At 75.1% G+C, this 1,838-nt stretch carries 1 protein-coding gene; it reads right to left on the reverse strand.

The window, feature by feature from the left end; translation table 11 throughout:
* Positions 1-1,817, reverse strand: a 1,817-nt coding sequence (locus IG05_RS0140815; protein WP_199808485.1) for a polyketide synthase dehydratase domain-containing protein, incomplete at its 3' end; no start/stop codon positions are given.
* Between the last annotated feature and the right edge of the window lie 21 nt (positions 1,818-1,838).

A 1,838-nucleotide genomic window follows, 5' to 3' on the forward strand; every position in this document is an offset into this window, starting at 1 on the left:
AGGTGCCGGATGCCGTGCCGGGTCACCAGGTGCCGGGCCAGCACACCGGCCAGCGAACCGGTACCACCGGTGATCAACACCGTGCCGTCCGGATCCAGCCCCGACTTCCCCGAGCCCGCCGCACGAGCCAGCCGCGGCACGTACAGCGCCGCACCCCGCACCGCCACCTGCGGCTCACCGCTCGCGAGCGCGGGACCGAGGTCCGGCCCCTTGGTGCCGGTGTCGGTGTCGGCATCGGTGTCGATGAGGGTGATCCGGCCGGGGTTCTCCGCCTGCGCGGCCCGCACTAGACCCCAGACGGCCGCCCCACCGGCGTCGGTGACCGCCTGGTCGCCGCCGGCCGGCACGGCGCCCCGGGTCACCACGACCAGCCGCCCGTCCGCGGCGGACTCGTCCGCCAGCCACGCCTGCACGGCCGCCAGCACCCGCGTCACCAACGCCACGGGCGTCTCACCGGCGCTGGTGCGGGCCTCGACCACCGTCGCTTCCGGCACCTCACCGGCACCGGCCACGGGCGGCAGGTCGCTCCACTCCACCTGGAACAGCGCGTCCGTGCCGGGCGCACCGGCCGCCGCTTCGAGCTGCTCGCCGGAGACGGCCCGCGAGACCAGCGAGTCCAGCGTCAGCACCAGGCCACCGGCGTCGTCCACGGCTTCGAGCGACAGCGTGTCCGGGTCGGGCCGCAGCAGCCGGACCCGGATCGACGTGGCCCCGGAGGCGTGCAGGGTGAGCCCGTTCCAGGCGAACGGCAGCCGTACGACCGCCTCCTCCTCCGCCACGGCACCGTCGCCCACCTCGGCGGCCGCGTCCAGGATGCTCGCGTGCAGCGCGGCGTCGAGCAGCGCCGGGTGGATGCCGAACCCGGCCGCGTTCTCCCGCTGCTCCTGCGGGACGGCGACCTCGGCGAACAGTTCGCCATCGCGCCGCCACACCTTGCGCACGCACTGGAACGCGGGGCCGTACCCGTATCCCGCGTGCGTCAGCTTCTCGTAGCCGCCGGAGATGTCGACCTGCCGGGCCCCGGGCGGCGGCCAGGCGGTGAAGTCGAAGGTGTCGGTGGCGGCGCTGTCGGTGCTGAGCGTGCCGCTGGCGTGCCGCGTCCACGCGTCCGGACCGCTCTCCGTGCCGACGTCCTGGCGCGTGGAGTACACCTCCACGCTGCGGGCGCCGGTCTCGTCCGGCCCGCCGACGGCGACCTGGACGCGTACGCCGCCCTGCTCGGGGACCACCAGCGGCGCCTCGACGACCAGCTCGTCCAGCACCCCGCAGCCGACCTCGTCACCGGCCCGCACGGCCAGCTCGACCAGCCCGGTGCCGGGCACCAGCACCACTCCCCCGATGGCGTGGTCCGCCAGCCAGGGATGCGTGCGCAGGGACAGCCGGGAGGTGAACACCAGCCCGTCGGACTGCGGAAGCTGCACCACCGCGCCCAGCAGCGGGTGATCCGCCGCACCCTGGCCGAGGGCGCTGGCGTCCAGGAGGGGACGGGGGGCCGGGAGCCAGTACTGCTGGTGGTCGAAGGCGTACGTGGGCAGGTCCACGTGGGCTTCGGTGGCGCCCTCGGGGAGAGCTGCCGCCCAGTTCACTTTGGTGCCGCGGACGAAGAGGTGGGCCACGGCCGCCAGGAGGGTCTGGGCCTCTCCGCGGTCGTCGCGCAGGGCCGGGACACCGACCGCGTCGACCGATTCCGTGATGGCGCCGGTCAGCGCACCGCCAGGGCCCAGTTCCAGGAACACCTGGCCGCCGGAGGCGGCGATGCCGTCGGCGAAGCGGACCGGGCGGCGGACGTGGCCGACCCAGTACGCCGGGTCCGACAATTGGCCCGGTTCGGCCTGCTT

Origin of the sequence: Streptomyces sp. NRRL S-1022 (assembly GCF_000720135.1) — a bacterium.
Taxonomy (GTDB): Bacteria; Actinomycetota; Actinomycetes; order Streptomycetales; family Streptomycetaceae; genus Streptomyces.